Annotated in this window: 15 protein-coding genes; 8 read left to right on the plus strand and 7 right to left on the minus strand. The window is 40.6% G+C overall.

From position 1 onward, the window contains the following. The first annotated feature begins 13 nt into the window (after positions 1-13). Genes B7E05_RS01810 through B7E05_RS01820 form a run of 3 tightly spaced genes read left to right on the plus strand, consistent with a single transcriptional unit; the run spans position 14 to position 2,974 of the window. Positions 14-1,030: a zinc-binding alcohol dehydrogenase family protein gene (locus B7E05_RS01810; protein WP_080872038.1), complete on the plus strand. Its 1,017-nt coding sequence runs from the start codon at positions 14-16 to the stop codon at positions 1,028-1,030. Between the two features lie 19 nt (positions 1,031-1,049). Beyond that, positions 1,050-2,153 (plus strand): mannonate dehydratase, encoded by a 1,104-nt coding sequence (gene uxuA, locus B7E05_RS01815; protein ID WP_080872039.1) that lies wholly within the window; start codon positions 1,050-1,052, stop codon positions 2,151-2,153. Beyond that, positions 2,129-2,974: an SDR family oxidoreductase gene (locus tag B7E05_RS01820; protein ID WP_080872040.1), complete on the plus strand. Its 846-nt coding sequence runs from the start codon at positions 2,129-2,131 to the stop codon at positions 2,972-2,974. The genes uxuA and B7E05_RS01820 overlap by 25 nt, the downstream gene beginning before the upstream one ends. Before the next feature lie 79 nt (positions 2,975-3,053). On the opposite strand, the gene B7E05_RS01825 is transcribed toward B7E05_RS01820, so the two are convergent. From B7E05_RS01825 to pfkB, 4 genes are all read right to left on the minus strand, one after another. Further along, the gene (locus B7E05_RS01825) at positions 3,054-3,563 is read right to left on the minus strand and encodes a hypothetical protein (protein ID WP_080872041.1); all 510 of its coding nucleotides are present in this window, start codon (positions 3,561-3,563) and stop codon (positions 3,054-3,056) included. A gap of 230 nt (positions 3,564-3,793) precedes the next feature. Beyond that, complete coding sequence (gene lacD / locus B7E05_RS01830) at positions 3,794-4,753, minus strand: tagatose-bisphosphate aldolase (protein ID WP_425435102.1); 960 nt, start codon at positions 4,751-4,753, stop codon at positions 3,794-3,796. Next, complete coding sequence (locus B7E05_RS01835; protein WP_080872043.1) at positions 4,729-6,624, minus strand: fructose-specific PTS transporter subunit EIIC; 1,896 nt, start codon at positions 6,622-6,624, stop codon at positions 4,729-4,731. The genes lacD and B7E05_RS01835 overlap by 25 nt, the downstream gene beginning before the upstream one ends. An 18-nt stretch (positions 6,625-6,642) precedes the next feature. Further along, positions 6,643-7,563 carry a 1-phosphofructokinase gene (gene pfkB, locus B7E05_RS01840; protein WP_080872044.1) on the minus strand — a complete coding sequence of 307 codons (921 nt, stop codon included), beginning with the start codon at positions 7,561-7,563 and terminating at the stop codon, positions 6,643-6,645. Positions 7,564-7,679: 116 nt separating this feature from the next. Here pfkB and B7E05_RS01845 point away from each other — a divergent pair, with 116 nt between their 5' ends. Together B7E05_RS01845 and B7E05_RS01850 are read left to right on the plus strand one after the other, a co-directional pair. Beyond that, positions 7,680-8,456 carry a MurR/RpiR family transcriptional regulator gene (locus B7E05_RS01845; protein ID WP_281252418.1) on the plus strand — a complete coding sequence of 259 codons (777 nt, stop codon included), beginning with the start codon at positions 7,680-7,682 and terminating at the stop codon, positions 8,454-8,456. 372 nt (positions 8,457-8,828) lie between these two features. After that, positions 8,829-10,061 (plus strand): dicarboxylate/amino acid:cation symporter, encoded by a 1,233-nt coding sequence (locus B7E05_RS01850; protein ID WP_080872045.1) that lies wholly within the window; start codon positions 8,829-8,831, stop codon positions 10,059-10,061. A gap of 131 nt (positions 10,062-10,192) precedes the next feature. Here the strand turns inward: B7E05_RS01850 and B7E05_RS01855 are convergent, their stop codons facing one another. Then, positions 10,193-10,483 carry a hypothetical protein gene (locus B7E05_RS01855; protein ID WP_080872046.1) on the minus strand — a complete coding sequence of 97 codons (291 nt, stop codon included), beginning with the start codon at positions 10,481-10,483 and terminating at the stop codon, positions 10,193-10,195. 263 nt (positions 10,484-10,746) lie between these two features. Between B7E05_RS01855 and B7E05_RS01860 the strand changes: the two genes are divergently transcribed. The 3 genes from B7E05_RS01860 (at position 10,747) to B7E05_RS01870 (ending at position 12,230) form a co-directional block, all read left to right on the plus strand. After that, positions 10,747-11,055 carry a hypothetical protein gene (locus B7E05_RS01860; protein WP_080872047.1) on the plus strand — a complete coding sequence of 103 codons (309 nt, stop codon included), beginning with the start codon at positions 10,747-10,749 and terminating at the stop codon, positions 11,053-11,055. 163 nt (positions 11,056-11,218) lie between these two features. Next, positions 11,219-11,467: a hypothetical protein gene (locus B7E05_RS01865; RefSeq protein ID WP_080872048.1), complete on the plus strand. Its 249-nt coding sequence runs from the start codon at positions 11,219-11,221 to the stop codon at positions 11,465-11,467. A 19-nt stretch (positions 11,468-11,486) separates the two neighbouring features. Further along, on the plus strand, positions 11,487-12,230 hold the full coding sequence (locus tag B7E05_RS01870) for a hypothetical protein (RefSeq protein WP_080872049.1): 744 nt from the start codon (positions 11,487-11,489) through the stop codon (positions 12,228-12,230). A gap of 118 nt (positions 12,231-12,348) precedes the next feature. On the opposite strand, the gene B7E05_RS01875 is transcribed toward B7E05_RS01870, so the two are convergent. Continuing rightward, positions 12,349-12,801 (minus strand): DUF2269 family protein, encoded by a 453-nt coding sequence (locus B7E05_RS01875; RefSeq protein WP_080872050.1) that lies wholly within the window; start codon positions 12,799-12,801, stop codon positions 12,349-12,351. 61 nt (positions 12,802-12,862) lie between these two features. Continuing rightward, the gene (locus B7E05_RS01880) at positions 12,863-13,237 is read right to left on the minus strand and encodes a YbaN family protein (RefSeq protein ID WP_080872051.1); all 375 of its coding nucleotides are present in this window, start codon (positions 13,235-13,237) and stop codon (positions 12,863-12,865) included. Positions 13,238-13,336 lie beyond the last annotated feature (99 nt).

The raw sequence follows: 13,336 nt of genomic DNA on the forward strand, positions 1-13,336 counted from the left end.
GATGTGTTGATATATGAAAGCTATACAAGTTGAAAAACCCGGTCAGTTAGATATAGTAGAAGTGAATAAGCCGGTATTGGAGGATGCACATGATGTTATCGTCCATGTGAAGAATGTGGGTATTTGTGGTTCGGACGTTCATATTTATCATGGCAGTAACCCATTTACCGTCTATCCGAGAATTATCGGCCATGAAGTTTCCGGCATTGTAGAAGAAATCGGAGAGGCAGTAACTTCCCTGCAAGTGGGGGATTTGGTTGCTTTAGAGCCGATTGTCTACTGTGGAGAATGTTATGCTTGCCGTAAAGGACAGCCGAATGTTTGTGAATCACTAGAGGTGTTTGGTGTTCACCGGGATGGCGGAATGAGTGAATGGCTTAAAGCAGGAGAAAAGAATTGGCACAAGGTTTCCAATCAAGTGTCCGAAGAAGCTGCAGCACTCATTGAACCTTTAACCATTGGTGCGCAGGCAACCTTTAGAGGAGAGGTGAAAGAAGGAGAGACGGTCTTTATTATTGGCGCAGGTCCAACAGGGATTGCTTGTCTTTTATTAGCCAAGGAGCGGGGAGCCAAGGTATTTATTTCCGATTTTAATCAGACGAGATTAGATTACGCTGCTTCCATCGGTGCGGATGTCACCATTCAGCCCAAAGAGGTAGAGGTAGCTGACGAGATTGCGAGATTAACAGATGGAGAGCTGGCGAATGTTGTGATTGATGCAGTTGGACTTCCTCAAACGTTCCAACAAGCTGTTGAAATAGCATCGATTGCAGGGACAGTGGTTACATTAGGGTTTAATGAAAATCCATCTTCTATTCCTTCTTTACTTTTAACCAAAAAGGAGTTAAAAGTAGTTGGATCACGATTGCAGACACATCAATTTAAAGGTGTAATTGAAAAAGTGGAAAACGGAAATCTGGATCCGAGTCAGATTGTTTCACACCGTTATCCGATGGAGCAAATCAAGGATGCATTTGAACTACTGGAGAACAATCCGGAAGAAGTAAGGAAAATTGTACTAACATTTTAGCGGCAGGAGTTGATGGAAAGTGAGAATGACATTTAGGTGGTACGGTGAAAATAATGATTCTGTTTCCTTGGCGCAAATTAAACAAATTCCTGGTGTAGAAGGTCTTGTTTGGGCATTACATCATCGTGCAGCAGGAGAAGTTTGGCCGGAGGAAGAAATCAAGGAAGTAAAAAAGCAAGCGGATGCTTACGGCTTTCATTTAGATGTCGTAGAAAGCATTAATGTGCATGAAGACATTAAATTAGGAAGACAGACGAGAGATGAATATATTGAAAACTATAAAGCGAGTTTGCGGAATGTTGCTAAGGTCGGCGCAAAGGTAGTTTGTTTTAACTTTATGCCGGTTTTTGATTGGACCCGTACAGACTTATATAAAGAATTAGAAGACGGTTCCACTGCTTTGTTTTATGAAACGTCAAAGGTAGATAATATGGATCCGAACGATTTGATTGAACAAATCACGAATTCAGGCTATACGATGCCTGGCTGGGAGCCGGAGCGCTTAAAGACGATAAAAGAATCGTTTAAAGCATATGAAGAAGTGGATGAGGAACAGTTATGGAAGAACCTGGAGTACTTTTTAGAAGAAGTTCTCCCTGTTGCGGAGGAGGAAGACATCAAACTGGCGATCCATCCGGATGATCCACCTTGGCCAGTGTTTAATCTTCCTCGGCTAATAACGAATGAACAAGCTTTGGAAAGGTATTTAGCTATTTCAGACAGTCCATCGCATTGCTTAACGCTTTGCAGTGGTTCATTAGGTGCAAATCCGAATAATGATATTCCAGCTATCATTCGAAAATTTCATGATCGTATTGCGTTTGCACATATCCGTAATGTACGTACTTATGAAAATGGGGATTTTGTTGAAACATCGCACCGGACACAGGATGGGTCTGTACCCATTGACGATATTGTCAAAGCCTACCATGAAACAGGCTTTCAAGGCTATGTCCGTCCGGATCACGGCAGACACTTATGGAAAGAAGAATGCCGCCCGGGTTATGGATTATACGATCGGGCTTTAGGTATTATGCATTTATGGGGATTATGGGATGCTTACGAACTAGTGCAGAAAGAAAAGGAGCGTGAATCATCTTGCTACCAGCATATGAAGGGTTAATTGGTAAAACAGCAGTTGTCACAGGCGGCAGCGGAGTTCTTTGCCAAGCAATGGCGAAAGAGCTTGCACGTCAAGGTATGAAAGTCGCTATTTTGAATCGGAATGTAGAAAATGGCCAAAAGATTGCTAATGAAATTAAAGAACAAGGCGGAACGGCAATTGCGGTTGCCTGTGATGTATTAAATGAAGACAATGTCAGGGAAGCATATGACACCGTGAAACAGGAATTAGGAGCGTGCGACCTGCTTATTAATGGAGCTGGCGGGAATCATCCGGACGCCATTACAGATAAGGAAACATTTGAAGCTGGAGATATAGAAGATAGCACGATAAAATCATTTTTTGATTTACAATTGAATGGTTTTGATCATGTTTTTCGTTTGAATTTAGTGGGTTCGCTCATCCCTACGCAAGTATTTGCAAAAGAAATGACAAAACGGGGAGGGAATATCATTAATATTTCTTCCATGGCGGCACCGGCTCCCATGACCAAAGTTCCGGCCTACAGTGCTGCAAAATCAGGGATTGATAACTTGACTAAATGGTTATCCGTCCATTTTGCTGAGGCAGGTATTCGTATTAATGCCATTGCACCAGGCTTCTTTTTAACAGAACAAAATCGAGGGCTTTTACTGAATGAAGATGGTTCTCTATCGGCGCGTGCAGAAAAAATTATTAGCCACACACCACAAAGCCGTTTTGGAAAACCGGAAGATTTATTAGGAACGCTATTATGGCTGGCAGATAATCATACGTCTGGATTTGTCACAGGAATTACTGTTCCTGTAGATGGTGGTTTTATGGCTTATTCAGGTGTCTAGGTTAGGAAATAAAGAAGGCTTGGAATAAAGGAAAACTTTATCCCAAGCCTTTTTGATATGTGTCAGGAAGAAGAAAAAACTAACTTTTTTCTTCTTCAACAAGAGAATGAAAATATGCATAGACCGTATTTTCCTTATCCAACACTTTAAACAGCTTCCCATCTTTTTCTGGCGGAACCACTCGGATATATTCGTTGGTAAGATAGAGATACAGGCTATTTCCATCAGAAAGACGCATTTCTGCCGTGTATTCCGGACTGTTACTGTTACTGGTGATTCGTCCACCATCGTAAATGCGTACATCCTCAATAAGCGTTCTGGTAATCGCATTGGATTGATCCAATACAATTTCCGCCTCATTTTCTGATTGTACAGGCTCATCGCTATTTAAGTGACTGGTATCCGATTTGGTAATCGTGATGGATTCCACATGTCTCCGTTCCCCTTCCACGGTTAGTTCTTCCGTTAAAACAATAGGCAAATTTGTTGGCACAGAGGTAAAGGAAATTTTAAAGTAGAAAATAAGTATAAGCAGGATAACGATTGCAACAGCTAGGATACTGCTGAAAATAATGTATTTTTTGGGCATGGATTCCGCTCCTTATGAATTTGGAAGTTCAAAAAGAGTTCCATTATAATGTTGCATCAAGAAAAGGGAAAATTTCACAAATCTTCTCTTCTTTTTTATATGCATATTATAATATCATCTCATCAATTAGGATGTTACAAAATGAATGATAACATACTATCCATATGAAGTAGAAAGAGGAAGATGAAAAAAGCCCAGTGTCGTCACTGAGCTTTTTTGGTCTTTCCTTATTAAGAAATAGATGTTGCTGTTTCCTGAACAACTTTATCTAATTCCTGAATGTTACGAACGCCTTCTGTCTGCAGCCATTTCGCAGCTGCTTCGCCGTCCACATTTTTGAATTCGGACGTGGCACCGCTCCAAGTGGCTCTGCCGCATAGCACGCCGTTAAATGTAGATTCCGCTTCTTTGGCAAAACGCAATGTTTCCTGGAATAATTCTGGGGTAACCCCTGCGCTTAAGAAGATGAACGGCAGATTCGTTGCTTCTGCCTGTTCTTTGAAGATAGCTTTTGCTTCGGCTTGATTTTGGGCAGTTTCGCCTTCTGTATAGCCTTCCACAAAGTTCATATTGACAGGAACCTCTATTTTTAGCACATCCACATTAAACCTTGATTCGCTGTAGCGTTTCATTGCTTCGATTACTTTTTTCGGTTTTACTTTAGCAAATTCCAACCCTTTCTCATTGCCGATGGAATCGTCATAGGTGAGAATTTCTAAAAACAATGGAATGTTTTCCGCGGCACACTCACTACCGACGCGTTCTACAAAAGCTTCTTTGGCGTCATTAATGTCGCTGCTTTCATCTACGTCGACATAGATGAGCAATTTAATGGCGTCAGCGCCTGCTTCTTTCAAATTTTTAACTGAGCAGTTCGGGATTAAATCTGGGAAGCGACCTGGCGCCTGCTTATCATAGCCCGTTTGTTCATAAGCCAATATTAACCCGCAGTTTTGATCTCTTTGCTTCGCTGCTGCTAATCCATATTCCGGGTCAAGCAGGATAGAAGAAGCGTACGGAGTGAGCTCCCCTGATACAAGCTGTTTGAAGTCAGAGATTTGCTCGCCGGAAATATCTTCTCCCATCATTCGTTTGAGTGCACCACGCTGATCAATAGCGAGTGCGGAAATAATTCCCTGGTCATTCATGAGTTTTTCTAAGTTTTTCATTTCTCGACGCCTCCAAGTAATAATTCTTTTATTTCAGCTTCGGATTGGGAAGCTTTTAGCTGGTTAATAAAATCTCGATTCATCAGTTTTCTGGAAAGAGCGGATAAGATATCTAAATGTTCGTCGCTGCTTCCATCGGGTACGAGAATACTAATGACAAAGTCGGTTGGTTGTCCGTCCATTGCCGGCCAGTCAATACCTCCTGCTAATTGCACAACCATTAATTTTGCCTGCTGAACGGCTTCACTCTTCACATGCGGGATAGCGATACCATTTTCCATACCTGTTGTGCCTTCTGCTTCTCTCTTTTGCAGGCCGGTTGCTACTTTTTCTGCATCGGTTGCAATGTTTAATGCTTTTGCTTTTTCTGCTATAAATGTCAGAACGTCCTCTTTGGATTCGAGCTTTTGCTGCAGGTGAATTTGATTTGTTTCTAACAGTTCACCTTGCTCTTTTGGTGCTGGTTTTTCTTCTTGTACGGGTGCGCTTGTTTGTTCTGGATTGTTTTTCCGTTGATGTCTTTTTTGTTCCAACGCCATCAGGAATCCGGAAACAAGGGCACCGATTACGATAGCCAGTACCCATAAAAAGGCATGTGTGACAACTGGCAGAACGATAAATCCGCCATGTGGTGCAGGTACTTCTACTTTAAACGTATACGTCAGCATGGCGGCGATCGAAGAACCTACCATGATAATTGGAATAATAGTAAACGGTCGTTTTGCTGCAAAAGGTATGGCACCTTCTGTAATGTGTGTCGAGCCTAATAGAAAGTTGACATAGCCGGCACTTGCTTCTGCCTGGTTGTAGCTGCGCCGTGCGAATAATACAGAGAACCCTGTTGCGAGCGGCGGCACGATACAAGCAGCAGAAACACCTGCCATAAATAAGAAGTTTCCTTGTGCCAAGAGTGCTGTTCCTGTGACATAAGCCGCTTTGTTGATTGGGCCGCCCATATCGAAGGCACTCATGATACCAACAATCAATCCTAGTAAGAGTGGATTGGAACCTTGGAAACTGCTGAGGAAGTCCATCATTCCTTGGTTAATGGCTTCCATCGGAACGGACAGATACCACATGGCAAATCCGCCGATGAAGATACCGAGAACCGGAATTAAGAAAATCGCTTTTAAACCGTCCAATGATTTTGGCAGGTTCTTTAATGCTTTCATGAGCAGCAGAACCACGCCACCCGCTAAGAACCCGCCGGCAATCCCGCCTAAAAATCCGGTGCCATTTGTGTCAGCGATCATGCCGACGATAAAACCAATAATCAAGCCGGGCCTATTGGCGATCGATTGTGCGATATAAGCACTTAGTACAGGAACCATCAATCCCATTGCCAATCCGCCGATTGTATTCATTTGTTCGGCAATGACGTTATACTGGGATGAGTCAGGGTCAGCGGAATAGATGCCGAACATAAAGGAAACGGCTGTCATTACCCCGCCGGCCACAACTAAAGGAAGCATATGGCTGACACCATTCATTAAATGCACATAAACCTGATGCCAAATGCTTGCAGATTCCTGGCTGCTGTCCTCATCTGCTTGTGACGCTTCTCCGGAACCTTTGTAGACAGGAACCTCTCCGGAAATAGCCCGGTCGAGCAATTCCTCAGGATTTTTAATTCCTTTTGAAACGGAAACATTAATCACCTTTTTGCCATGAAATCGGTCAACATCGACGTTTTTATCAGCGGCAATAATAATGACTTCCGCATCTTTAATCTCTTGGGCAGTGAATTGGTTTTCCGTGCCTCTTTGCCCATGTGTTTCGACTTTGATGGAAACACCTTTTTCTTCCGCCGCTTTTTCCAGTGCTTCTGCAGCCATGAACGTATGCGCAATGCCTGTTGGACAGCCGGTAACGCCTAGAAAACGATATGTCATGATTTTTCACCCTTTCATTTATATGGTTAATGTTTTGACTTTTACCTTTTCCATCAGTTGATCGACATCCTCAAAATCCGTTAATCCAGATCGAAAAGCGGTAGAGGATCCGGCTGCTACAGCTTTTTTAAGTGCTTCCTCTGGAGTGCTGTTCTGTAAAGTGCTATAGAAAGTAGCCAGCATTGTATCCCCGGAGCAAGCGGTATTCACGACTTCTCCTGCTGGTGCGGGGCAATAGATTGCCGTCTCTTTATTGACAAAGTAAGCACCTTGTCCTCCTAATGAAACCAAGATATTGTGGCAGCCTTGATCGACTAATTTCCGAGCAGCTCCAATAATGGCTTGTTCCGATTCCAGATTATCCTCTGGAAACAGGATTTGCAGCTCTTCCTCGTTCGGTTTGATTAAATAAGGCTGATAGTGAACTAATTCACTTAAGATGGGGTGACTGATATCTAAAATTAATCGAAATCCAATATCAGAAGCATGCTTTGCGATAGAAACGAGGATGGCTGGATCGACACCTTTTGGCAGGCTGCCGGATACAAATAACACATCATCCTTTGTAAAGTCGGCAATTTTTGATACGAATTCATCTATTTTTATATCCGTGATTTCCGGGCCGCTATTGACGATTTTGTACTCGCCCTGATTGGATTTCACAAATGCGTTAATTCTGGTGATACCATCTACTTCTGTAAAATCCGTATTAATATCCATTTTTTGCAGTTCATCTTGAATAAAATGGCCGCTGAACCCAGCTATATAACCAATAGCGGTGGAAGGGGTTCCAAGTTTGTTTAAAATAATAGATATGTTAACGCCTTTGCCATTGGGCTGGAATTCATCGTATATACTTCGGTTCACCTTATCTGGAAGAAAGTCTTCCATTTCAATGAACATATCAATTGCTGTATTTAACGTACATGTATAAATCATGGCAAACATCCTTTCTTATTCAAAGTATCGCACAGCTTGGGATGAAAATGTTTGCATTATCAGTGGTAACATTAGAAAATAGATGAAAAAGATTTCAAAATGGGCGGGTGGTTCTTGTGAATTTCGAGCAGCGTATGCAATATTACTACAATGAATTAAGCAGCAGTGACAAGCATTTATTAAATTATATTGAAGCGCATGCGGCAACAATGGGTGATATCTCGATCACCCAGCTCAGCGAAGAAGCAAATGTCTCCACATCCACGATTGTCCGTTGTATGAAAAAGCTTCATTACCGTGGTTTTACCGATTTTAAATTTCAATTTGTTTCTGAGAAGTCGCAGCAATTTCCGGAAGCACTGGAGAAAATAAAAAATATTGATTCACAAATTCAATCTGCTATTTTCAAGAATCAGGAGGAAGTAACGAATACCATCAATTATCTGGATTCCTCGATTATTGAAGATGCTTTGGTTGCAGTGAGATATAGTAAAAAAATCACCATATTTGCCAGGGGATTTTCGGAGCATATTTCCAATGAAATGACGGTAAAGCTGCAATTGCTGGAAAAGCACTGTGAAGAACATACTGATCCGAATATTATCCGTATCAAAGCGAAAAAATTTACAAGGGATGATTTAGTTATCTTTGTCTCGTTAAACGGGGAAACAGAAGAATTAGTAGAAGCGGCACAATTTTGCAAGCGGAATAATGTGAAAACGATTTTGCTGACAACGAACAAGGAAGGCAGGCTGTTTCAGTTATGTGATATCAATTTGCTGGGCTATAAGTCGAAACAGAGCTTTTTCCCGGATTATGAGGTGCGTTCACGGTTACCGCTGCAAGTGTTAGCCCGTATATTTCTGGATGCGTATGTGATTCGGTTTAATTAATTTTTATGATGAGGAAAAGTAACTTGTATTAGTTGGAAAAACGTATAGATTAGCTTATTGAATGCTTTATTCCAGAAAAACATGGAGAAACCGTGAAAAATATTATTTTCTAAATATTCATCATCCGAATTGGAATATATCACATACCAACATCATAAAGATGTAGAGACACATTTCATCTAGAGTGGATCTACATCTTTTTTTGCATGGCAACCAATATAGTTTATTCATATAGAACCTATTTAACAGCAGCAGTACCCGCTTCGGACGAGAAGATTTCAAATACATGTTTTTGGATTCTTATTTTGATAGCGCTTTCTTTTAGTGGTGAATGGCATGGATTACATTTGAATAGAGAGGGTGTCATTTCTAATGAAAGCTAAAAACCTGACCAGAAATATCCTTATTGCATTGGTAGCTGGTGCTATTGTCGGTATGGCTTTGACATTTGCTCCTGAAAGTTTTTTTGGTCCGTTGGATAAATACGTATTAGATCCGGTTGGACAAATATTTATTAATCTCATTATGATGTTAGTTGTTCCTTTGGTGTTTGTATCTATTGTTCTAGGAACAGCAGGACTTGGTGATCCGGCAAAATTAGGGAAAATCGGTATATCTACAATTAGTTTCTTTTTAGCAACGACGGCTATTGCGATTACGTTAGGGTTAACGTTAGCTTATCTGGTGAAACCGGGGAAGGCGGGGATTTTTGATACATCTAATCTTGGTGATTACACCCCAAGTGAAGCGCCGCCCATTATGGAGACCCTTATCAATATCATACCGGAGAATCCAATCGCGGCCTTATCTGCCGGAGAAATGCTGCAAATTATTGCGTTTGCCATCTTTATCGGGATTGCTTTAGCTTATTTAAATAATAAGACAAAAGGCATTTATAGCTTATTTGAACAGGCAAATGATATCTTAGGATGGCTTGTGATGTTGGTGATGCGGTTTGCTCCGTATGGGGCGTTTGCGTTAATTGCATCAGCAATCGCCGGAGCTGGACTGGATGCAGTTGGTTCGATGTTAAGTTATTTATTAACGGTCATTGCGGGACTGATTCTGCATGCTTTCATTATTTATTCACTGGCTATATGGTTATTAGGACGTGGGAATCCAATCACGTTTTATAAAGGCTTCTTTCCTGCAATGACAGTGGCATTCAGTACGTCTAGTTCGAATGCGGCGCTTCCAATGTCGATGAAAACTGCACAAGAAACCCTTGGTGTAAAGAAAGAAATCAGCAGTTTCGTACAACCGCTAGGCGCAACAATCAATATGGATGGTACGGCAATTATGCAGGCTGTTGCAACGGTATTTATCGCCCAAGTATATAATTTGCCGCTGACAATGACAGAACTTTTAATGGTCGTGCTCGTTGCCACTCTGGCAAGCGTTGGTACAGCTGGGGTGCCTGGAGTTGGGTTAATTATGCTGGCGATGGTGCTGAACCAAGTTGGCCTGCCTGTTGAAGGGATTGCATTAATTATTGGTATCGATCGTATTCTGGATATGTTGAGAACAGCTCTGAATATCTCTGGAGATGCGGCATGTGCTTATATTTTATCGGAAAGAGAAAAACGGAAAATAACAAGTAAGTGAATGGATGGAAAAAAGGGGAACTTTCTTCATTGGCCTGTTTCAAGAAGAATATATTGGAAAAGCAGCGTAATCCCAGCAGGGAGTTACGCTGCTTTTCCTTATGAGATATGGGTTGAGTTGCAACAACTTATTTACATGAAAAAAGATAGTATGAATCTAACTATATAAAACACGATGGGAAGTATCGCAATAACGATGCCAACTCTTTTTAATTGAAATAAATAGTATAAAATTGCTCCCAAAGCCCAGATAGCAATGAGTAAAAAGAAGTCCAAGCCAACAGAACCACCATCTCCCTCAGCCATAGCTCTTCCCGTGAAAAAGAAAGATAAGATGATAGTGATAAATCCCGTTATGATGAAATAAATCAAAGACGAGCGATTAGTGTTTCCTCTTAATTTATTTTCAGAAGTAGACTTCATGAGAAATCCTCTCCTATTCAAGTGATTAATTAAATTTTTGTGCAAGAAGTTACATGCTTTCCTATCTTTAATTGTATACCTGTGAATAGGCTTTGTAAATTTAGGGGGTTTATCCATTCATTTTTTGAATGATTATTATTTTAAGGCGGGAGTTGGAGTGTTTCAGCTTTTTTTGTTTAATAATAGTACATTCAGGGAATTGATTTCTAAATATTTTAAACAACAATTGTGATGAAGAAGGTATTGACAGTACGAGGTGCCCTATGAAAAAGAATGCTCTCCTCATCGGTTATTCACTCATTTTTCTCGGATTTGCTTTCATTGTAGTGGATACGAGTGCCCTATTTCATATGTATTATTTTCATTATATATCCATCATTGTTGGTGTCGTTATTCTTCTGACTTATTATTTAACAACCAGAAGGGAAAAGAGCCTGCTTTGCAGAATTGGATTCCATAAATTTGAACATGTCGGCTGGGATGATGACGTTCCATTTCGTCTGATTTATCGCTGTCAACGATGCGGTTACGAGAAAAAAGTAATAAGAAGTTCAGGTGGCGGCGGACCGTAATATTTTAAGGCAGATATTCCAACTTTCTTTTTCCTCTCATTTGTAGAGGCCTTGATAGATAGAAGGAAAAGAAAGGCAATGATAACAGGGATATCCGGATTTATTACATTAATAGGAGCCATATTTGTAGCTATAGCTCCTTTTCTGTAAGGAGATGGTGAAAATGAAATATGTGAACCTTATCAAGTTAGCTACAGTCGGAGCGGTTTTTATGGTTATTTTCTTTTTTGTTTTAGATTATTTAATGGCAGGAGCGATAACGTATAGAGCCATTACTTTGTCGATAACAGGTATCCTGATATCAAAAGGAGCCAGCTGGATATTTGGATGGATAGAAAAGCAGAGGATGACATATGATTGGTTAGAAGAGCAAAAGAGGACACAAGGTCGGATCTTAGAGAAAATGGAATGAACGTTAGGAGAGAATACTGATGAAGAAATATATGATATCGATCATCCTTATTCTGATATGTAGTGTCACACTCATAGCTTGTAATGATGACGAAGATACAGCTGATAATCAAACGAACAATGACCAGGAAAATATGGAAGAAAACAATGAGGATGCACAAAATGCAAATGGTGACGAAACCAACGATAATCAAGATAATATAAATGAAAACGATAGTAATTCAGAAGAAGCTGATGAAGACACTTCTAATAATCCTTCCGATAGTAATAATGATTCGGAAACAGATGGAGATACAGAAGTGAAAGAAGATACAGAAGCAGGGGATGAGGACGCTTATGAATCCTATGAAAATGGAAGGTTCGGATTTTCTGTTGAATATCCCTCTACGTTTGAAGCAGATTATATGCCGGAAAACAATGACGGGATCGAAGTAAATGATGATACGGCCACAATTATTGCATCTGGAAGCCATGCTAGTATGACGGAAGAAGGCAGTGCCTTTGTGAATGAGGTAGAATCGATTGAGCCTTATTATGAGGGAGATCTGGCAGAGGCAGAAGAGGAAGGGGGATCCATCAGTTATCAAAGACAGGAAGATAATTGGTACGTCGTTTCTTATCATGATGGAACAAATCATATTTATAAAAAATCGATTTTGGGCGATGACTATATAGCGAACCTTGTCATTGAATATCCAGCAGACTTACAAGAGGAGTATGAGCCAATGGTGGAACGGGTTTCTGATACATTTTCCATACCGTAACAGCGGTTTTGGAATGAAAATATAAATCTGCAGGATGTGAGAGATTCTATGCTTATCTTAATATATGGAGTGTTGATAACCATTTCCTGTTACCGTTCCATCCTCTTTGGAATAGCGCTTAAAACGGCTTGGTAATCATCAAAGCAATAATAATTAAAAACAGTGTATTGATCAGATGTTCATAGAAAAATAATCGCTTAGACAGCGCGGTATATTCTGCAGGAATGTCTTCTCCCTTGTGATTATTCAACAATGTTTTGATCGGCTTAGAGCTGGAAACTAATACCGTAGGACCGGAAGCCAGCGCAAGTAAAAAAAGAACCAGACTGGTCCAAAACCATCCTTGCTGGAAAAGGTATGAATTCAACAATCCCATGCCGAATCCTGTAATAAGTAACAAGGTGCCTCCAATCATAACGAATTGATGCAGTTTATTGCGAATGGCATACGCGTGCCGCAGTTCGGTCATGTTAGAAGCTTTTTTAGCAATGGGGGTCATGACAAAACCGGGTCCCATCCCTAAAATGGCTGAAAATATATGTATAAATACGAGAACGTCATAAAATGTCATTCGTGCGAGTCACCTCCGCATACAAACAGCATGCGTTCATTGACGGCAACAGTTAAGCCGTTTAGAAAGCATGCTTTTGAAGTGTTTTTTGTTTTAGAATAAAGCCTGTAATGTACGCACCTATCAATGCAAGCAGAATTTTTACGGCAACCAGAGGAATCACAAAAAAGATGGTAAACGATAAAGATAACCATAAAACCGTTACAGCGGTGATTTTTGCTTTTAATGGAATGCCCTTTCCTGCCCGGTAATTCTTAATATAAGAGCCAAAATATTTATTTTCAAGCAGCCAATGGTACAGTCTTTCCGAACTTTTGGCGTAGCATGCCGCTGACAATAATAAAAAGGGCGTCGTCGGTAACAGCGGTAAAATAATACCAATGATACCCAGACCCAGCGATAAAGAACCGCAGCTGACTAAAAATGCCTTTTTCATCGTAACACCCGCTTTAGCTTGGAATAAAATACTGCCTGAAGCAGCAGCTTATATGCCTTTCCATAAGAAACCACTTCTATTTTACAATATAATAGCTGT

The sequence above is a fragment of the Oceanobacillus timonensis genome, from assembly GCF_900166635.1.
Taxonomy (GTDB): Bacteria; Bacillota; Bacilli; order Bacillales; family Amphibacillaceae; genus Oceanobacillus; species Oceanobacillus timonensis.